Genomic DNA, 19226 nt, shown 5'->3' with positions numbered 1-19226 from the left:
TGCACAACCCCTTCCTCCTGAGGAGAGCGCTATGACCACGATGACGGAACTGTCCGGAGGCCCCGCCCTCCCCCAGGAGCGCCGCGTCGTCACTGCCATTCCCGGTCCGAAGTCGCGGGAGCTCATGGCCAGGAAGGAGGCCGCGGTCGCCAGTGGGATCGGCACGGTGATGCCGGTCTTCGCGCGGCGCGCGGGCGGCGGTGTCCTGGAGGACGTCGACGGGAACTCGTTCATCGACTTCGGCTCCGGCATCGCCGTGACCTCCGTCGGCAACAGCGCCGAGGCCGTGGTCCGCCGCGCGACCCAACAGCTCGCCGACTACACCCACACGTGTGTGATGGTGACGCCGTACGAGCCCTACGTGGAGGTCTGCGAGGAGCTGGCGCGGCTCACCCCGGGCGACCACGCCAAGAAGAGCGCCCTGTTCAACTCCGGCGCCGAGGCGGTCGAGAACGCCGTCAAGATCGCGCGTGCGCACACCAAGCGTCAGGCGGTCGTCGTCTTCGACCACGGCTACCACGGCCGAACGAACCTCACGATGGCCCTGACCTCCAAGAACATGCCCTACAAGCACAGCTTCGGGCCGTTCGCGCCCGAGGTGTACCGCGTGCCCGTCGCCTACCCGTACCGCTGGCTGACCGGCCCGGAGAACTGTGCCGACGAGGCCGCGGCCCAGGCCATCGACCAGATCAGCAAGCAGATCGGCGCCGAGAACGTCGCCGCGATCGTGATCGAGCCGGTCCTCGGCGAGGGCGGCTTCATCGAGCCCGCGAAGGGCTTCCTGCCGCAGTTGGCGCGGTTCGCCAAGGAGAACGGCATCGTCTTCGTCGCCGACGAGATCCAGTCCGGCTTCTGCCGTACGGGCCAGTGGTTCGCCTGCGAGGACGAGGACATCGTCCCGGACCTGATCACCACCGCGAAGGGCATCGCGGGCGGCCTTCCGCTGGCGGCCGTCACCGGGCGCGCGGAGATCATGGACTCGGCGCACACGGGCGGTCTGGGCGGCACCTACGGCGGCAACCCCGTCGCCTGCGCCGCGGCGCTCGGCTCGATCGAGACGATGCGCGAGCTGGACCTCCCGGCCCGCGCCAAGCGCATCGAGGAGGTCATGAAGCCCCGCCTCCAGAAGCTGGCAGGACAGCACGAGGTGATCGGCGACGTCCGCGGCCGTGGCGCGATGCTCGCCATCGAGCTGGTCAAGCCGGGCGGCAAGGAGCCCAACCCGGAGGCGACCGCCGCGCTCGCCAAGGCGTGCCACCAGAACGGCCTGCTCGTGCTCACCACCGGCACCTACGGCAACGTCATGCGCTTCCTCCCCCCGCTCGTGATCGGCGAGGACCTGCTCAACGAGGGTCTGGACGTCCTGGAGAACGCGCTTTCCACTCTCTGAGGGAGGTCGCGGGAGAGACGCGGGAGAGACGGGAGCGCTCCCCGTGAAGAATGTGTGCGGGGCCGATGTCCGGACCGTAATCGGCCTGTCCGGGCCGGAAGTCCTGCCGTACGGTTTCTGCAGATGCCGGGTTGTCCGGGGCATGTCCCCGGATTCCCGGCCCGAGCCAGTCTCTCCCCAAGACGGGCCCGGTCGTGCCCTCGCGCACGCTCCTCACCGATCGGATGGCCGCTTGTCCCACACCCCCCGGGACCTGCGGAACACCGGTCGACACGGCCGCTCCGGGACTCTCCCCCCTGTTCCGGAGCGGTCGATCTCCTTTCTCCGACGTCTCGGATTCCCGGGGCGTGCCGGGCGCCCCGGACGTCCCGAGCGTCCCTGGCCCGCGCGGCTGTGGGCCGTGCTCACCGCCGCGCTCTGCCTGCTGGTCCTCTCGGCCGTCACCTGGCAGATCGCCTCGCGCGGCCCGCTGCGCGCGGCGGACGAGCGCCTCGGCGACGCGATGCGGCGCGCCTCTCCGCCCGTTCCGCTCGCCGAACTCCTCGCCGATCTCGGCAACATGGAGGTCGCCCTGAGCGCCCTCGCCGTAGCAATGGCTTGCGCGCTCTGGCGCGCGCGGCGATGGAAACCCGTTCTGCGCTACGCCGTCCTCTCCTACGCGGTGGCCATGGCTGCCGTGCCCCTCGTCGTGTCCGTCCTCAAGGCGTGGCTCGACAGAGCCGGACCGCTGGGCGGGAGCGGCTTCTATCCCTCGGGGCACGCGGCCACGGCGGCGGTCGCCTTCGGAGGGGCCGCGCTGCTGCTCCTCCCGCACCTCCGACGGGGGTGGCCGCCCCTCGCGGCGGCCGTCGCGCTCACCCTGCTCAACGGGCCGGGGCTGGTGTGGCGCGGCTACCACTGGCCCCTGGACGTCCTGGCGAGCTGGTGCCTGGCCTGGGTCCTGCTGACGGCGGCGTACGCCGTCGCCTCGCGCGCCGCTCCGGCCTCCCCCGAGCCGCCGGGGTAGCCGGGACTCCGGGGCCGGGGCCCGGAAGAACCGGAGGAAGGGGACCTGGGCCTGGTCGGGCCGTGAACTGGTCCGTCGCGGGTGCCGCGGGCCGGTTCATGGGCCGACCAGACCGTCAGTCGCCGCCCTCGCCCGCGATCCGCGCCGCGGCCTCGTGCAACGCCATCTCCAGGATCACGGGGTCCGTCAAGGTCCCCGACCCGTCGGGCGGGATCAGCCAGCGGACCCCGCCCGTCACCCGCCCCGGATACGGGACGACGATCCAGGTGCCCTGGCCCGCACAGCGGATGCCCGTGCCGAGCCAGCGCGTCGCCGTGCCCGGTGGCACGAACCAGCCGATGCGGGATTCGCCGAAGTCGGCGAGGACGGGGCCCGGCCGGTCGAGGCAGTTGGTGAGGATGTCGAGGGTGGGGTAGCCGAGTTCGCCGCTGACGATCAGGACGTCCCAGCGCCGCCCGGCGGGCAGCAGGGCCACACCGAGCGGGTTCCGTTCCCACTCCCACCGGCACGCGTCCGGATCGGGTGCCACCGACGCAAGCCACTCGACCGCGCTCTTCGCCCCCGCTGTGCCGCTCATGGTCGCCACTCCTCACTCACTCGTGCCGCTCGTGGTCGGTCGGTCCGCTCACGAGGGAGAGGGAGGGCGCGCGGGATCCTTACACGGTTTACGAAGATTCCTTGGAAAAGACGCGGGGCCCGGCCACCTGTCGGCCCGCACGTCAGGTCACGTCGGCTCAGCTCAGCTGTCGAAGCCCATGCCCACGCTGTCCATGGCCCGCAGCCACAGGTTGCGCCGCCCGCCCCGCGCGTCGGCGCGGGCCAGGGACCACTGGGTGAGCCCGATCCCGGCCCAGCGCACGGGCTCGGGCGGGAAGGGAAGGGGCTTCTTGCGGACCAGTTCCAGTTCGGTGCGCTCCGTCCGCTCGCCGCTCAGCAGGTCGAGCATCACCTCGGCCCCGAAGCGTGTCGCGCCGACGCCGAGCCCGGTGAAGCCCGCCGCGTAGCCGACCCGTCCGCCGTGGGAGGTGCCGAAGAAGGGCGAGAAGCGGGAGCAGGTGTCGATGACGCCGCCCCAGGTGTGGCTGAACCCGAGCCCCTCCAGTTGCGGGAAGCAGCGGAAGAAGTGCGCAGCGAGCTTGCGGAAGGTCTCCGGGCGCTGGTCGTGTTCGGCGGCGATGCGGCTGCCGTAGTGGTACAGGATGTCGTAGCCGCCCCACAGGATGCGGTTGTCGGCGGTGAGCCGGAAGTAGTGGAAGTGGTTGGCGCTGTCGCTGAGCCCCTGCCGTCCCGACCAGCCCACCGAGACGAGCTGCCGCGCGCTCAGCGGCTCGGTCATCAGGGCGTAGTCGTAGACGGGCACGATGTACGGACGCACCCGCCGGACCAGCGAAGGGAACGCGTTGGTGCCCAGCGCCGCCCGCCGGGCGAAGACGCGCCCGTACGGGGTGCGCGCGGCCACTCCGTCCCCGTAGGCGGCGAGTTCGCGCGCGGGTGTGCGCTCGTAGACGCGTACGCCCGCCTCCGCGCACGCCCGGCCCAGGCCCCACGCGAGGCGTGCCGGGTTGAGCATGGCGACGCCGCGCCGGTCCCACAGCCCCGCGAGGAAGGTGGGGGAATCGACGTGTTCGCGTACGGCGTCGCCGTCCAGGAAGGTCAGGCCGCCGTCCAGGCCGAGGCGGCGCGCGTCCTCGGCCGCCTCCCGCAGCTCCTCGGCCTGGTGCGGCTCCGTCGCGAGGGCGATCTCGCCCGTGCGCTCGAAGTCGCAGTCGATGCCGTAGCGCTGGACGGCCTCTTCGATGGCGTCGAGGTTGCGGTGCCCCAGCTCTTCGAGCCGGGCGATCTCCCCGGGCCAGCGGGCGAGGCCGTTCGCGAAGCCGTGGGTGAGGGAGGCCGCGCAGAAGCCGCCGTTGCGGCCAGAGGCGGCCCAGCCCAGTTCCCTGCCCTCGATCAGCACCACGTCGCGCCCGGGGTCGCGCTCCTTGGCGAGGAGCGCGGTCCACAGTCCGCTGTAGCCGCCTCCGACGACGAGCAGGTCGCACCGCTCGTCGCCGACGAGCGCGGCGCCGGGCTCGGGGCGGTGCTCGGGGTCGTCCAGCCAGTACGGCTCGGGGCGCGCGCCCGCGAGCGCCCGCAGGGCGGCGGGGGAGGCGGAGGACGCGGGTGAGTCGGTCATGGTCATCGGCTCCTCTTGCGGCGGTTGGCGGTGAGCTGGCCGCCGAGCACGATCGCGACGGCCACGACGAACATCGCCGTCCCGATCACGTTCACCTGCACGGGGACACCGCGCTGCGCGGCGCCCCAGACGAACATCGGGAAGGTCACCGTGGAGGGCCCGGCGTTGAACTGCGTCACGATGATGTCGTCGAAGGAGAGCGCGAAGCTCAGCAGTGCCCCCGCCGCGATCCCGGGCGCGGCCAGCGGCAGCGTGACCCGCAGGAAGGTCTGCACAGGCCCCGCGTACAGGTCGCGCGCCGCCTCCTCCAGCCGTGGGTCCATGCTCATCACCCGCGCCTTGACCGCGACGACCACGAAGCTCAGGCAGAACATGATGTGGGCGATGAGGATCGTGGTGAAGCCGAAGGCGACGCGCATGTTGAGGAACAGGGTGCCGAGGGAGGCGGCCATCACGACCTCGGGCATGGCCATGGGGAGGAAGATCAGCGCGTTGGTGGTGCTCCTGCCCCGAAAGCGGTAGCGGGCGAGGGCGAAGGCGGCGAGCGTGCCGAAGGCGGTCGCCACCAGCGTCGCGAGCGCCGCGATCCGCAGGCTCAGCCCGAGCGAGCCGCACATGTCGGCGACGCCGCAGGGGTCCGTCCACGCGTCGGTGGAGAAGCGCTGCCACTCGTAGTTGAAGCGCCCTGCGGGCCTGTTGAACGAGAAGAGCATCACCACCACGTTCGGCAGCAGCAGATACGCGAGCGCCGCGCCGCCCGCCAGCACGACGGCATGGCGCCGCAGCCAGCGCAGGGGCGCCGTGACGGCGTGTGCGGGAGTCCCGGACATCCCGGACATCAGACCAGTTCCTCCGTTCCCGCCTTGCGCATGTAGAGCGTGACGACGATGAGGATGAGAGCCATCAGGAGGAACGACATGGCCGCCGCCGTGGGGTAGTCGAGGACGTTGAGGAACTGCTTCTGGATCGCGTTGCCGACCATCTGCTCGTTCGGCGAGCCCAGGAGCTGTGCGTTGATGTAGTCCCCCGAGGCGGGGATGAAGGTCAGCAGGGTGCCCGCGACGACGCCGGGGAGCGAGAGCGGGAAGGTCACCTTCCGGAAGGTGGTGGCGGGGGTGGCGTACAGATCGCGGGCCGCCTCGTGGAGCGAGGTGTCGATGCGCTCCAGCGAGCTGTAGAGCGGCAGGATCATGAACGGCAGGAAGTTGTACGTCAGCCCGCACACCACGGCGAGCGGCGTGGCCAGTACCCGTTCGTCGCCGGTGAGGCCGAGCGTGCTGGTGACGTCGAGTACGTGCAGGTTCTTGAGCGCGGCGACGACGGGGCCGCCGTCGGACAGGATCGTCTTCCAGGCCAGCGTGCGGATGAGGAAGCTGGTGAAGAAGGGCGCGATGACCATCACCAGCAGCAGGTTCCGCCAGCGGCCCGCGCGGAAGGCGATCATGTACGCGAGCGGGTAGCCGATCAGCAGGCAGAGCAGGGTGGCGACGGCCGCGTAGAGGAAGGAGCGCGCGAAGTGCTCGCCGTAGGCGGAGAGCGCGTCCGTGTAGTTGGCGAAGTGCCAGGTGACGCGGAAGCCGTCCTCCAGCGAGCCGCTCTGCACGGACGTCGACGCCTGGTAGAAGAGCGGCGCGACGAAGAAGACGGCCAGCCAGAGCGCGGCGGGGAGCAGCAGCCAGTACGGGGTGAGACGGCGGCGTCCGTTGGGCCTGGCGCCCTGCGCCGAGCCCGGGGCCGGTGCGGTGGCGGAGGCTCCGGTTCCGCCGGGCCCTCCTGCCCCTCCCTTTCCGCCCGTTCCGCCCGCCCCCGTCGCCGTCCCCGCCGGGACGACGGCGCTCACAGCGCCTCCTCCCCTGTCCCGGCCTCCGCGTCCTGCGCGGCGTCGAGCGCGAACGTGTGCGCCGGGTCCCAGTGCAGGACGACCTCGGCGCCGGGGGCCAGCCGGGCGTCCCGCGCCACGTTCTGCTCGTAGACCGCGAGTTCAGGGCAGGCGGGGCTGTCGATGACGTACTGCGTGGAGACGCCGAGGTAGCTCGCGTCGCGTATGCGCCCGGTGAGGCGGTTGCGGTCCGGCGGTACGGACGAGGCGTCGTCGGCGAGGGCGAGCGCGATCTTCTCGGGGCGCACCCCCACGAGGACCTTGTCCCCCGCCGCCGCGCCCTCGACGGCGCATCGCTCCACGGGCAGCCGCAGCTTGTCGTCCGCACCGTCGGCCGAACCCCCCGAACCCCCCGAGCCGTCCGTCCTGAGCTGCATCCCGGCGGCGTCCACCGCCGTGATCTCGGCCGCCACGAGGTTGGAGGTGCCCAGGAAGTTGGCGACGAAGGTGGAGCGCGGATTCTCGTACAGCTCGGCGGGCGCGCCTCGCTGCTCCACGCGTCCCGCGTACATCACGGCGACCGTGTCGGCCATCGTCATGGCCTCCTCCTGGTCGTGCGTGACGTGCACGAAGGTGATGCCGACCTCGGTCTGTATGCGCTTGAGTTCGAGCTGCATCTGACGCCGCAGTTTGAGGTCGAGGGCGCCCAGCGGCTCGTCGAGCAGCAGCACCCGTGGCCGGTTGATCAGCGCGCGGGCCAGCGCGACGCGCTGCTGCTGGCCGCCGGACAACTGCCCCGGCCTGCGCCGCGCCATGGGTCCGAGCTGTACCAGCTCCAGCATCTCGTCGACCTGCTTCTTCACCGGCTTGATCCCCCGCCTGCGCAGCCCGAAGGCCACGTTGTCCTGGACGTCGAGGTGCGGGAAGAGCGCGTAGTTCTGGAAGACGGTGTTGACGGGGCGACGGTGCGGCGGCAGGGAGGTGATGTCCTCCTCGCCGAGCAGCACGCTGCCCGAGGTGGGCGCCTCCAGTCCGGCGATCATGCGGAGCGTGGTGGTCTTGCCGCACCCGGAGGCGCCGAGGAGGGCGAAGAAGGAGCCCTCGGGGATGGTGAGGTCGAGCGGGTGGACGGCGGTGAAGTCGCCGAAGACCTTGCTGACCCCGGACAGGGTGATGGTCATGGCCGTACCTCGAAAAGGGCGGAAGCGGAAGGAGAACGGGGGGAACGGGGAGAACGGAGAGGGAGAACAGGGCGAGACGGCGGCGGAAACCGTGCGTCCGCTACGCGCCGATCAGCTTGGAGAACTTCTCCTCGTACGCGACCTCTTGCTCGCTCGTCATCGGACGGAAGTTCTTGCCCTTGGCGACCATGTCCGCGCCGGGAAAGATCAGTTCGTCCTCGGCCAGGTCCTTGTCGATCTTCTCCATCTCGGCCTTTGCTCCGGCGACGGGACAGATGTAGTTGACCCAGGCGGCGAGTTCCGCGGCCTTCTTGGGCCGGTAGTAGTAGTCGATCAGCGCTTCGGCGTTGTCCTGGTGGCGGGCCTTCGCGGGGACGAGGAGGTCGTCCGTGCCGAAGAGGTAGCCGCTGTCGGGCACCGCGAACTCCACGTCCGGGTTGTCGAGCTGGAGCTGCACCACGTCGCCCGCCCAGGCCAGGCAGGCGGCGATGTCGCCGGAGTTCAGCTCGTCCATGTAGTCGTTGCCGCTGAAGCGCCGGAGCTGCTTGCGGTCGACGGCCTTCTGGATGCGGGCGATGGCGGCGTCGAAGTCGTCGTCCTGGAACTTCTCCGCGTCGACGCCCATGTCGAGCATCGTCAGGCCCACGGTGTCGGTCATCTCGGTGAGCATCGACACCCGGCCCTTCAGGGACTCGTCCTCCAGGAGCTGTGTGACGCTGGTGACCTTCTTCCCCTTCGTCGCCTTCTTGTTGTAGGCGACGATGCAGGCCGTGCCCGCCCACGGGTAGCTGTACTGGCGGCCCGGGTCGTGGGCCGCCGCGCGGAAGCGGTCCTCCAGGTTGGTCACGGCGTGCGGCAGGTTGGCCGGGTCGAGGCGCTGCGCCCAGCCCTGGCGGATGACGCGCCCCGCCATCCAGTCGGAGAGGCAGACCAGATCGCGCCCGGTGTCCTGGCCCGCGGCGAGCTGGGGCTTGATCTTGCCGTAGAACTCGTTGTTGTCGTTGATGTCCTCGACGTACTTGACCCTGATCCCCGTCTCCCGCTCGAAGCGGTCGAGGGTGGGGCGCTTCTTCTTGTCGTGGTCGTCGACGTCGATGTAGAGGGGCCAGTTGGCGAAGTTGAGGACCTTCTCCTTCTTGGAGTGGTCCGGGGTGTCCCCCGGGCCGCCGTTCTTGCTCCCCTGGGCAGGGGGGATGCCGCAGGCCGTGAGCAGCGCACCGCCCGCCGCGAGCCCGGCGGCGCCGAGCAGCCGCCGCCGCGACATCGCGGCACGGCCGGTGGTGAGGCTGCGCTCCCACGCCCTGCGCACGGGCTCTGGCATGCCTTCGTACAGGTCCATTCGGTACTGCCTTCCAGGGAGGGGTCAGGGAAGGAGTGGGGGGTGTGGTTGTACGGGCCCGGCGCGTACGGCGTACGGCAGACGGCGTGCAGCAGGCGGCCTGCGGCCTGCGTCGTACGGCCTGCGGCGTCCGGGCTCAGCGGTCGCCGAAGACGGTGCGGTGCCAGTCCTTGCGCGCCACGCCGGTGGTGTCCTGCATGACGTGCTTGAGCTGCGTGTACTCCTCGAAGGAGTAGGCGGACATGTCCTTGCCGAAGCCGGACTGCTTGTAGCCGCCGTGCGGCATCTCGCTGATGATCGGAATGTGGTCGTTGATCCACACGCAGCCGGCCCGCATCTCGCGCGAGGCCAGCGCCGTACGGAAGACGTCCCGGCTCCAGGCGGAGGCGGCCAGTCCGTACGGGGTGTCGTTGGCGAGCGCGATGCCCTCGTCGTCACTGTCGAAGGGCAGGACGGTGAGGACGGGGCCGAAGATCTCGGCCTGGACGATCTCGCTGTCCTGCGGGGCCCCGGTGATGAGCGTCGGCAGATAGTACGCACCCTTCGCCAGCTCGCCGCCCGGCGCCTCGCCCCCGGTGACGACGGTGGCGTAGTCGCGCGCCCGCTCGACGAAGGCGGCGACCCGGTCCCGGTGCACGTGCGAGATGAGCGGGCCCAGGTCGGTGCCCGTGGCGAAGGGGTCGCCCACCCGCACCTGCGCCATCAGTTCGGCGACGCCGCTCACGAAGGCGTCGTACAGCGGGCGCTGGACGTAGGCGCGGGTGGCGGCGGTGCAGTCCTGGCCCGTGTTGATCAGCGATCCGGCGACGGCGCCCTGCACGGCCGCCTCCAGGTCCGCGTCGTCGAAGACGAGGAACGGCGCCTTGCCGCCCAGCTCCAGATGGACCCGCTTCACGGCGGCCGTGGCGATCTCGGCGACGCGCTTGCCGACCGCCGTCGAGCCGGTGAAGGAGGTCATGGCGACCGTGGGATGCCCGACCAGCGCCTCACCCGCGTCCTTGCCGCCTCCGGTGACGATGTTGACCACCCCGTCGGGGATGCCCGCCTCGCGGGCGGCGTCGGCGAACATCAGCGAGGTGAGCGGGGTCAGTTCCGAGGGCTTGAGGACGATGGTGTTGCCGGCGGCCACGGCCGGGAGGATCTTCCAGGCGGCCATCTGGAGCGGGTAGTTCCAGGGCGCGATCGAACCGACGACGCCGATGGGCTCGCGGCGCACGTACGAGGTGTGGTCGCCGCTGTACTCGGCGGCGGCCACCCCGGGCAGTTGGCGTGCGGCGCCCGCGAAGAAGGAGACGTTGTCGAAGGAGCCGGGGACGTCGAACTCCTCGGACAGCTTGAGCGGCTTGCCGCACTGGAGGGACTCGGCGTACACGAAGTCCTCGGTGCGGCGGTGGAGTTCGGCGGCCCAGCGGTGCATCGCGTCCGAGCGCTCGCCGGGCGTCGCGCCCGCCCACTCGGGCAGGGCGCGCTGCGCGGCGCCGACGGCCGCGTCGACATCGGCGGCGCCCGCGAGCGCGTAGGTGAGGACCGCTTCCCCCGTCGCCGGATCGACGACCGCGTGCGTACGGCCCGAGGTTCCGGCCCCGAGGCGCCCGGCGACGTACTGGGCACCGTCGGCGAACCGCGTGGACACGTCGAAGCGCTGGACCATCTGGCTCTCCTGCCTGCCTGGCTGCCTGACTACGGCGATGTGGCGTCAGCCGGTGTTGATCGCCGATCCTGACAGGGGAGCACCTATTCAACAAGGGATTCCGTCGTTGCCTTTTGGTTACGCGACGGAATCTGTACTCGAAGGGGGCAGTTGCCTACCGATCCATGACAAGAGCGACGGAGCCACGGGCGTCGATGGACGAACCGCCGGGTCCGGTCCCGGGGTCTGACTCCTCGATCTCGTCGGCCCACACGGTGAACATCAGGACGATGAGGACGACGACGAGGGCCGAGGCGACCGTCCCGATGACCCCCATGACCAGCCCCGACGTCGCCTGGCCCCGCCCGCCCAGCTCGCCGCGGTCCACCTTGCGCCGCGCGGAGACACCCAGGCCCAGCGCGACGGGTGCCGTGATGATGCCGAGGAAGCTGCCCCAGCAGGTGAACACGAGCACCAGGCTGATGATGCCGAGCACCATGGAGGCGACCGACATGCCCGTGGGCAGCGGCGGGCCTCCCCAGCCGTAGCCCCCGCCGTACGGGCCGCCGCCGTAGCCGTAGGCGCCCGGGGCTCCCGGTGCGCCCGGCATGCCCGCGCCGTAGGGCGGGGGAGCCGCGGGATAGCCGTACGCCGCGCCCGGCGCGGGGCCGGGAGCGGGACCGGAAGCGGGACCGGAAGCGGGGCCGGGGCCGCCGTACGCGTACGGATCGTGGCCCTGCCCGTACCCCGGAGCCGCGTAACCGGAGGGCCCGGGCTGGGCCTGGCCCGGATAGCCCTGCTGTCCCGGGTGCGCCGCCTGGCCGCCCTGCGCGCCCGGGGGCGCCGAGGGGGCCGACGGCGCGGGTGGTATCGGCGGTGGCCCGATCCCGGCCCCCATCCCGCCGGGCCCCGTCACCGTGGGCTGGTCCGCCACGGAGCGCCCCTTCACATCCTCGCCCGCCTCGGGCCGCGAGGCTGATTTCCCGGGCCGCGAGGCTGATTTCCCGGGCTGCGAGCCCTCGGACCCCGGCGGCGCCCACAGGTTCCGCTGCTCGTCCCCTGACTGCCCGGACCGTCCTGACTCGTCTGCCATGACCCCTCCTGCGTTGCTCGTCCAGCCATGCTATTCGCCTGCTCAGACACCCCGCATACGATGATCCGGTCCCCTTCTGAGCGGAGGCTCCCTTGTCCGATCTCACCGCGTTCATCGCCGGGCTTCCCAAAGCCGAGCTGCATGTGCACCACGTGGGCTCCGCCTCCCCGCGCATCGTGGCCGAGCTGGCCGCGCGCCACCCGGACTCCAAGGTCCCGGCCGACCCCGAGGCGCTGGCCGACTACTTCACCTTCACCGACTTCGCCCACTTCATCCAGGTCTACCTCTCCGTCGTCGACCTGATCCGCGACGCCGAGGACGTACGGCTGCTGACGTACGAGGTCGCCCGCGACATGGCGCGCCAGCAGGTCCGCTACGCCGAGCTGACCGTCACGCCGTTCAGCTCCACCAGCCGCGGCATCCCCGACGCCGCCTTCGTCGAGGCGATAGAGGACGCCCGGCACGCGGCCGAGAAGGAACTGGGCGTCGTGCTGCGCTGGTCGTTCGACATCCCCGGCGAGGCCGGGCTGCCCGCGGCCGAGGAGACGACGCGCATCGCGACCGACGAGCGGCTGCGCCCCGAGGGGCTGGTCTCCTTCGGTCTCGGCGGGCCCGAGATCGGCGTGCCGCGGCCGCAGTTCAAGCCCTACTTCGACCGCGCCATCGCCTCGGGGCTGCGCAGCGTCCCGCACGCGGGCGAGACGACGGGCCCGGAGACCGTCTGGGACGCCCTCACCTCCCTGCGCGCCGAGCGGATCGGCCACGGCACCAGTGCCGTCCAGGACCGGCGGCTGCTGGAGCACCTCGCGGAGCGCCGTGTCCCGCTGGAGGTCTGCCCCACCTCCAACATCGCCACCCGCGCGGTGGCCGACCTGGAGGAGCACCCGGTCAAGGAGATGGTGAAGGCGGGCGTCCTGGTCACCATCAACAGCGACGACCCGCCGATGTTCGGCACGGACCTGAACACGGAGTACGCCATCGCGGCCCGCCTGCTGAGCCTGGACCCGACCGGGGTCGCGGCCCTGGCCCGGAACGCCGTGGACGCCTCGTTCCTCGACGAGGACGGCAAGTCCCGTATCCGGAGCGAGATCGACACGTATCTCGCCTCCTGGCAGAACCGGCCGTGACGAGGGGTCCGACGGTGAAGGGGGCGGCGGTCACCGCCGTGGTGCGCCGCACCGCCCCCCTCGTCACGCTCAGCCCCCGTCCCCCTCTCCCCCAGTACCGCCTTCCCCGCTTCCCCCTCTGCCCCCGCCTTCCCCGCTGACGCCGCCTTCCCCGCTGACGCTGCGGTTCGCCAGCTCCGCTACGGGATCGAGGTGCCCCCGCGGCACCTCCAGCTCCCCGCAGAGTCCGGCCAGACGCTGGAACTGGGTCTCCGAGAGCGCGCGGTCCCCCTCGCCGAGGCGGTCGCAGAGCAGTTCCACCGCGAGGGCGTACTCCCCGGCGACCACGTAGGACAGGAGTTCACGCTTGCCCTGCTCCGTCACGGGAGCGGACTGGATGGCGTCGATCACTCGGCCCAGCAGACTTCCCGGCATACACGAATCCGCCGCTCGGTGATCCGGGCGTCAGGACTGGTACGGGTTGCGCGGCGGCTGACCGCCCTGGGGCTGCTGGTACTGCCCGGCGAAGGGGTTCCCCTGCGCGGACGGCTGGCCCTGGCCCGGCTGCTGCGGGCCCTGCTGACCGGCACCGGGGGCGCCGCCCTGGGCCATGAGCTGGTCGGCGTTCTCCTTGGTGACGTCGCTCGTCCCGCCGCAGAACGTGCACTGGAGGGTGTGCTTCGCCGGTGCGATCGGGAACAGGGGGATGAAGAAGAGGCTGAACTTGGTGACCCGCTTGCGCAGCGCGTGGGCCGACGGGTTGCCGCAGAAGGCGCACAGCAGGTTCAGCATCGCGAGCTGAACCACTTTGGACGAGGTTCCGAAGATGAGCACGACAGGGTCTTCCTTCCCGAGTGCGTACATATGCGATTGTCGCTCCGTAGCCAACCACCCGGCGCACACCACGCGTCAAGGGATCCACGTAACGACACTGCCCCAAGCCCCCCGCCTTTCGCGAGGGGGCCTGGGTTCGCACAGGTCAGGGGCTCGGGGCCGTGTCCCGTCTCCTTGGCCCGGTCCTCGGCGGATCAGTCCTCGACGACCATCGCCGGGGTCTCCCTGGTGAGCACGCGGCCCCGGAAGAAGGCGGGGTTCACCCGGCGCTGGACCTCCATCAGGACCGCGCCCAGGAGCAGCACGCCCACGCCGATCACGAAGACGCTGCCGACCCCGGCGACGGAGCTGCCGGAGCCGTAGGCGGGGTCCCACATGTCCACGAGGGTCTTGACGAAGACGGCGCTCAGCAGCAGGGCGCCCAGCAGCGGCAGGACGCCCTTGCACAGCGCGTCGCGCACGCTTCCCGTCAGCTCGCGGCGGAAGTACCAGACGCACGCGAAGGCCGTCAGCGCGTAGTAGAAGCAGATCATGAGGCCCAGCGCGTAGATGGTGTCGACGAGGACGTTCTCGCTGAGCACGGCCATGAGCGTGTAGAAGACGCTGGTCGCGACCCCTGCCGCGACGGTCGCGCGGGCCGGTGTGCGGAAGCGCGGGTGCACCTTCGCGAACGAGCGGGGCATGGCCTCGTACGTGCTCATCGCCAGCATCGTGCGGGCCACGGGCAGGAACGTGGTCTGGAGGCTGGCGGCGGCGCTGGCCAGCACGGCGACGAAGAGCAGCACCCCGAGCGGGCCCATGACGGGCTCGGCGAGGGCGGCGAAGACGTTGTCCGCTGTGCCCGGGTTGCCCAGGCCGAGGCCCTCGTCGCCGGTTCCGGCGAACCTCATGGCCGCCACGGCGGTCAGCACGTACGAGGTGACGAGCACGACCATCGAGATCATCGCGGCGCGCCCCGGGGTCTTGTCGCTTCCCGAGGTCTCCTCGTTGACGGTCAGGGAGGTGTCCCAGCCCCAGTAGATGAAGATCGAGAGGGACAGGCCCGCGGTGAAGGCGGCGAAGGACGAGACCGAGAACGGGTCGGCCCAGCTCCAGGAGAAGTCCAGGGAGTGCGCGCCGGGCGTGTCCCCGGCGCGCGCGAAGGCCATGACGACGAACAGCACGAGGACGGTCATCTGGAGCGCCACGAGCGCGTACTGGAACCACTTGGTGGCCGTCATGCCGCGGTAGCTGATGGCGGTGGCGGCGGCGATGAGGACGAGCACGGTGAGGACGTGTGCGGCCGTGCCGCCGCCGAAGTCGGCCACGGCCTGGCTGCCGGTGATCTCGCCGAGGAGCAGATAGAGGAACTCGGCCGCGACGCCCGCCAGGTTCGAGAGCACGATGACGGTGGCGATCACGAGACCCCAGCCGCACATCCAGCCCACCCGGGGGCCGAACGCCTTGACGGTCCAGGTGAAGGAGGTGCCGCAGTCCGGCACGGCGTTGTTCAGCTCCCGGTAGGCGAAGGCGACCAGGAGCATGGGGAGGAAGCCCGCGAGGAAGACGGCGGGCATCTGGGGACCGACCTCGCCGACGGTGGGGCCGAGGGTACTGGTGAGGCAGTAGACGGGGGCGACGGTGGAGAGACCGATGACGGCGCTGCCGGTGAGACCCACGGAGTTCTCGCTGAGCCCCTTGGCCCTGATGTCCTCGCTGTGGGCAGCGCCGTCCCTGTCCGTCCCACCGGTCGCGGAGCGGTGGAGGAGCTGGGACATGCGGCGGACGCTATAGCGTGCTGTTTCCGCGCCCGCTCTGAAACACCCCTGTCTCAGACTCCCCGTTAACCCTTCAATAACCTCGCCGTGTACGGCTGTTGACCTTTGAAAATGAGGGTAACGCGCACTATTTCTCGTGGATGCCAAGCCACCCCGGCGGGCGTGCGCGTACGAGAACCGCAGGGTGACCGATTTGACCCGCCGCGAAATTTTCCCGCCGTCACCCTGGGTGACCGCACGCACGCGGCCCCGGGGCGGCGATGCCACCCCGGGGCCGACAGGATCAGAGCGCGGACGGGCTCAGAGCGCGGACATCACGTGCTTGACGCGCGTGTAGTCCTCCAGCCCGTACGCGGACAGGTCCTTGCCGTAGCCGGACTTCTTGAAGCCGCCGTGCGGCATCTCCGCGACGAGCGGGATGTGCGTGTTGATCCAGACGCAGCCGAAGTCCAGCGTCTTGGACAGCCGCATCGCGCGCCCGTGGTCCGTCGTCCAGACGGAGGAGGCCAGCGCGTACTCGACGCCGTTCGCCCACTCGACGGCCTGGTCCTCGTCCCGGAACTTCTGGACGGTGATGACGGGGCCGAAGACCTCGTTCTGGATGATCTCGTCGTCCTGCTTCAGCCCGGAGACGACGGTGGGCGCGTAGAAGTAGCCCTTGTCGCCGACCCGTTCGCCGCCGGACTCGACCTTCGCGTGGGCGGGGAGGCGGTCGATGAAGCCGGCCACCTTCTCCAGGTGCGTGGGGTTGTTGAGCGGGCCGTAGAAGCAGTCCTCGTCGCTCAGATCGCCGGTCTTGACCTCGGCCGCCGCCTTGGCGAGCGCGGTCACGAACTCGTCGTACACGCCCTCCTGCACCAGCACCCGGGTGGCGGCCGTGCAGTCCTGGCCCGCGTTGAAGAAGCCGCCGTCGCGGATGCCCTCGACGGCGGACGGGATGTCCGCGTCGTCGAAGACGACGCACGGCGCCTTGCCGCCCAGCTCCAGGTGGACGCGCTTGACGTCCTTGGCCGCGCTGCCCGCGACCTCGATGCCCGCGCGCACGGAGCCCGTGATGGAGGCCATCGCGGGCGTCTTGTGCTCGACCATCAGACGCCCTGTGTCGCGGTCGCCGCAGACGACGTTGAAGACGCCCTTGGGCAGCACCTCGCCCATCACCTCGGCCAGGAAGACCGCGGAGGCGGGCGTGGTGTCCGAGGGCTTGAGCACGACGGTGTTGCCCGCCGCCAGCGCCGGGGCGAACTTCCAGACCGCCATCATCGCCGGGTAGTTCCACGGCGCGACCTGCGCGCAGATGCCGACGGGCTCGCGGCGCACGTAGGAGGTGAGCCCCTCCATGTACTCACCGGCGGACTTGCCCTCCAGCATGCGCGCCGCGCCCGCGAAGAAGCGGATCTGGTCGAGCATCATCGGCAGCTCCTCCTGCCGGGTCAGCTCCAGCGGCTTGCCGCAGTTCTCGCACTCGACGGCGAGGAACTCGTCGGCCCTGGCCTCCAGCGCGTCGGCGATCTTCAGGATCGCGCGCTGGCGCGCCGACGGTGTGGCGTCGCGCCAGGCCGGGAAGGCGGCCTCGGCCGCCGCCATGGCGGCGTCGACGTCCGCCGCTCCGGACAGCGGGGCGCTCGCGTACGCCTCGCCCGTCGCCGGGTTGACCACCTCTGTGGTCCGGCCGTCAGCGGCGTCCCGGAACTCCCCGTCGATGTAGTTGCGCAGCCGACGCAGCTCGGTGGTCACTTCGCACCCCTCCTGCTCCGTTGTCCAATGGGTGAGACCGCAAGCCTAACCACGAGCGCAACGCTTTCGATATACCCACACGGCGACGACAACGGAATCAGTTACGGATCGTCGATTTAGCTGCGGATTACATCGCTCACGGGTTGCGGGACGGATGAGGTCTCATGCAGAGTGACTCACGTGGCTCGTGACGCGAAGAAGACGAACGGCACCCGGTCGCTCGACGCCGTATCCCTGGCGATCATCGAACAGCTTCAGGAGGACGGCAGGCGCCCGTACGCCGCCATCGGCAAGGCCGTGGGCCTGTCGGAGGCGGCCGTGCGCCAGCGCGTCCAGAAGCTCCAGGAACAGGGCGTCATGCAGATCGTCGCCGTGACGGATCCCCTCACTGTCGGCTTCATGCGGCAGGCGATGGTCGGCATCAACGTCGAAGGCGATCCCGAGGCCATGGCCGACGCTCTCGCCGAGATCGACGAGGTCGACTACGTGGTGGTCACCGCGGGCTCGTTCGATCTGCTGGTGGAGATCGTCTGCCAGGACGACGAACACCTCCTGGAGATGATCACCAAGCGCATACGCGCTCTCCCGGGCGTGCGCTCCACCGAGAGCTTCGTCTACCTCAAGCTGCGCAAGCAGACCTACACCTGGGGAACTCGATAACCGTGAGCAAGGACCTCTCCAAGACCGCCTACGACCACCTGTGGATGCACTTCACCCGCATGTCGTCGTACGAGAAGGCGCCAGTACCGACCATTGTCCGCGGCGAGGGCACCTACATCTACGACACGGAGGGCAAGCGTTACCTCGACGGCCTCGCGGGCCTCTTCGTGGTGCAGGCGGGCCACGGCCGCACCGAACTGGCCGAGGCCGCCAACAAGCAGGCCCAGGAGCTGGGTTTCTTCCCGATCTGGTCCTACGCGCACCCCAAGGCCGTGGAGTTGGCCGAGCGGCTCGCGGACCACGCCCCGGGTGATCTGAACAAGGTCTTCTTCACGACGGGCGGCGGCGAGGCCGTCGAGACCGCGTGGAAGCTGGCCAAGCAGTACCACAAGCTCACCGGCAACCCCGGCAAGTACAAGGTCATATCCCGGGCCGTCGCCTACCACGGCACCCCGCAGGGCGCCCTGTCCATCACCGGGCTCCCCGCCCTCAAGGCACCCTTCGAGCCGCTGGTCCCCGGCGCGCACAAGGTGCCGAACACCAACATCTACCGCGCCCCGATCCACGGTGACGACCCCGAGGCGTTCGGGCGCTGGGCCGCCGACCAGATCGAGCAGCAGATCCTCTTCGAGGGCCCCGAGACCGTCGCTGCGGTCTTCCTGGAGCCGGTGCAGAACGCGGGCGGCTGCTTCCCGCCCCCGCCCGGCTACTTCCAGCGGGTGCGCGAGATCTGCGACCAGTACGGCGTGCTGCTCGTCTCGGACGAGGTCATCTGCGCCTTCGGACGGCTCGGCACGATCTTCGCCTGCGACAAGTTCGGCTACGTACCGGACATCATCACCTGCGCCAAGGGCATGACGTCGGGCTACTCCCCGATCGGCGCCGCGGTCATCTCGGACCGCATCGCCGAGCCCTTCTGGAAGGGCGACAACACCTTCCTGCACGGCTACACCTTCGGCGGCCACCCGGTGTCGGCCGCCGTGGCCCTGGCCAACCTGGACATCTTCGAGCGCGAGGGCCTGAACCAGCACGTGCTCGACAACGAGGGCGCCTTCCTGCGCACGCTCCAGAAGCTGCACGATCTGCCGATCGTCGGCGACGTGCGCGGCAACGGCTACTTCTACGGAATCGAGCTGGTCAAGGACAAGGCCACCAAGGAGACCTTCACCGACGAGGAATCCGAGCGGGTCCTCTACGGCTTCCTCTCCAAGGCCCTCTTCGAGGCGGGGCTCTACTGCCGCGCCGACGACAGGGGCGACCCGGTCGTCCAGCTCGCGCCGCCGCTGATCTCGGACCAGAAGGTCTTCGACGAGGCCGAGCAGATCCTGCGCTCCGTGCTGACGGAGGCGTGGACGAAGCTGTGACGGCCTGGCCGTCCGACGTTCCGACGTTCTGACTCGTCGGCCCCCGGCGCGCGGACGGACCGGACGGCCGCCACCCCGACGCCCCGCTGAGGGTGGGCGCCCACGGAAGCGCCCGCCCCGGTGGAGCGCGGGCGCTTCCG

17 protein-coding genes are annotated in these 19226 nt (G+C 70.6%); 5 read left to right on the top strand and 12 right to left on the bottom strand.

Annotated elements, in window-relative coordinates:
- Nucleotides 1–40 precede the first annotated feature (40 nt).
- Nucleotides 41–1390 carry a 4-aminobutyrate--2-oxoglutarate transaminase gene (gene gabT, locus ACWGJ2_RS36000; RefSeq protein ID WP_453350589.1) on the top strand — a complete coding sequence of 450 codons (1350 nt, stop codon included), beginning with the start codon at nt 41–43 and terminating at the stop codon, nt 1388–1390.
- A gap of 400 nt (nt 1391–1790) precedes the next feature.
- Nucleotides 1791–2396, top strand: a complete 606-nt coding sequence (locus ACWGJ2_RS35995) for a phosphatase PAP2 family protein (protein ID WP_453350573.1) — start codon at nt 1791–1793, stop codon at nt 2394–2396.
- A gap of 115 nt (nt 2397–2511) precedes the next feature.
- On the opposite strand, the gene ACWGJ2_RS35990 is transcribed toward ACWGJ2_RS35995, so the two are convergent.
- The 8 genes from ACWGJ2_RS35990 to ACWGJ2_RS35955 all read right to left on the bottom strand — a co-directional run bounded on the left by ACWGJ2_RS35990 (nt 2512) and on the right by ACWGJ2_RS35955 (nt 11631).
- A complete protein-coding gene (locus tag ACWGJ2_RS35990) occupies nt 2512–2973 on the bottom strand; it encodes a hypothetical protein (RefSeq protein ID WP_453350572.1) in 462 nt (153 codons plus the stop codon).
- A 162-nt stretch (nt 2974–3135) separates the two neighbouring features.
- Nucleotides 3136–4575, bottom strand: coding sequence for an NAD(P)/FAD-dependent oxidoreductase (locus ACWGJ2_RS35985; protein ID WP_453350571.1), 1440 nt, complete (start codon nt 4573–4575; stop codon nt 3136–3138).
- A complete protein-coding gene (locus tag ACWGJ2_RS35980; protein ID WP_453350570.1) occupies nt 4572–5408 on the bottom strand; it encodes an ABC transporter permease in 837 nt (278 codons plus the stop codon). The genes ACWGJ2_RS35985 and ACWGJ2_RS35980 overlap by 4 nt, the downstream gene beginning before the upstream one ends.
- Complete coding sequence (locus ACWGJ2_RS35975; RefSeq protein ID WP_453350569.1) at nt 5408–6409, bottom strand: ABC transporter permease; 1002 nt, start codon at nt 6407–6409, stop codon at nt 5408–5410. The genes ACWGJ2_RS35980 and ACWGJ2_RS35975 overlap by 1 nt, the downstream gene beginning before the upstream one ends.
- Nucleotides 6406–7569, bottom strand: coding sequence for an ABC transporter ATP-binding protein (locus ACWGJ2_RS35970; protein WP_453350568.1), 1164 nt, complete (start codon nt 7567–7569; stop codon nt 6406–6408). Before ACWGJ2_RS35970 ends, ACWGJ2_RS35975 begins: the two co-directional genes overlap by 4 nt.
- Nucleotides 7570–7669: 100 nt before the next feature.
- The gene (locus ACWGJ2_RS35965) at nt 7670–8908 is read right to left on the bottom strand and encodes a polyamine ABC transporter substrate-binding protein (RefSeq protein WP_453350567.1); all 1239 of its coding nucleotides are present in this window, start codon (nt 8906–8908) and stop codon (nt 7670–7672) included.
- Nucleotides 8909–9044: 136 nt separating this feature from the next.
- Nucleotides 9045–10559, bottom strand: a complete 1515-nt coding sequence (locus ACWGJ2_RS35960) for a gamma-aminobutyraldehyde dehydrogenase (protein WP_453350566.1) — start codon at nt 10557–10559, stop codon at nt 9045–9047.
- A 154-nt stretch (nt 10560–10713) separates the two neighbouring features.
- Nucleotides 10714–11631, bottom strand: a complete 918-nt coding sequence (locus ACWGJ2_RS35955) for a DUF4190 domain-containing protein (protein WP_453350565.1) — start codon at nt 11629–11631, stop codon at nt 10714–10716.
- A 92-nt stretch (nt 11632–11723) separates the two neighbouring features.
- On the opposite strand from ACWGJ2_RS35955, the gene ACWGJ2_RS35950 reads away from it, so the two are divergent.
- Entirely contained in the window at nt 11724–12758 is a 1035-nt protein-coding gene (locus ACWGJ2_RS35950) for an adenosine deaminase (RefSeq protein WP_453350564.1), read from the top strand.
- A gap of 69 nt (nt 12759–12827) precedes the next feature.
- Here the strand turns inward: ACWGJ2_RS35950 and ACWGJ2_RS35945 are convergent, their stop codons facing one another.
- From ACWGJ2_RS35945 to ACWGJ2_RS35930, 4 genes are all read right to left on the bottom strand, one after another.
- Nucleotides 12828–13172, bottom strand: coding sequence for a MafI family immunity protein (locus tag ACWGJ2_RS35945; protein ID WP_453350563.1), 345 nt, complete (start codon nt 13170–13172; stop codon nt 12828–12830).
- 30 nt (nt 13173–13202) lie between these two features.
- Nucleotides 13203–13571: a zinc-ribbon domain-containing protein gene (locus ACWGJ2_RS35940; RefSeq protein WP_453350562.1), complete on the bottom strand. Its 369-nt coding sequence runs from the start codon at nt 13569–13571 to the stop codon at nt 13203–13205.
- 194 nt (nt 13572–13765) lie between these two features.
- Nucleotides 13766–15328, bottom strand: coding sequence for an APC family permease (locus ACWGJ2_RS35935; protein WP_453350561.1), 1563 nt, complete (start codon nt 15326–15328; stop codon nt 13766–13768).
- Nucleotides 15329–15628: 300 nt separating this feature from the next.
- Entirely contained in the window at nt 15629–17062 is a 1434-nt protein-coding gene (locus ACWGJ2_RS35930) for a gamma-aminobutyraldehyde dehydrogenase (protein ID WP_453350560.1), read from the bottom strand.
- 171 nt (nt 17063–17233) lie between these two features.
- Between ACWGJ2_RS35930 and ACWGJ2_RS35925 the strand changes: the two genes are divergently transcribed.
- Both ACWGJ2_RS35925 and ACWGJ2_RS35920 read left to right on the top strand, forming a co-directional pair.
- Complete coding sequence (locus ACWGJ2_RS35925; RefSeq protein WP_453350559.1) at nt 17234–17722, top strand: Lrp/AsnC family transcriptional regulator; 489 nt, start codon at nt 17234–17236, stop codon at nt 17720–17722.
- Nucleotides 17707–19086, top strand: coding sequence for an aspartate aminotransferase family protein (locus ACWGJ2_RS35920; protein ID WP_453350588.1), 1380 nt, complete (start codon nt 17707–17709; stop codon nt 19084–19086). Before ACWGJ2_RS35925 ends, ACWGJ2_RS35920 begins: the two co-directional genes overlap by 16 nt.
- The last annotated feature ends 140 nt before the right edge of the window (nt 19087–19226 follow it).

The organism is Streptomyces sp. NPDC054796, assembly GCF_053611545.1.
Note: the sequence above shows the minus strand (reverse complement) of the source record. Positions and strands in the feature narration are given on the sequence as shown.